Genomic DNA, 266 nt, shown 5'->3' on the forward strand with positions numbered 1-266 from the left:
GCGCCATAGCGCGCGGGCCAGCGTGCAGGCCGGAATGCCACGGTATTTACCCGGAACCCAGCGCATGATCGGCGCCAGCAGGCGTTCGCCAAGGCGCGGTTCCAGGCGGTCGCCGATCAGTAACGAAGGGCGGGCGATGGTCAGCTGCGGCCAGTTCTGGGCGATCAGCGCTTGCTCCACTTCACCCTTCACGCGGTTGTAGAACACCGACGATTTCGGGTTGGCGCCCATCGCGCTGATCAGCAGGAAGTGCCGCGCACCCAAGT

The 266-nt window shown here is 65.8% G+C and carries 1 protein-coding gene; it reads right to left on the reverse strand.

The window, feature by feature from the left end:
- Positions 1-266 (reverse strand): Rossmann-fold NAD(P)-binding domain-containing protein (locus AC0I8G_RS25970; RefSeq protein ID WP_471732515.1); only part of this gene is annotated, 266 nt, incomplete at both ends.

The organism is Kineococcus sp. AC630 (assembly GCF_979255925.1).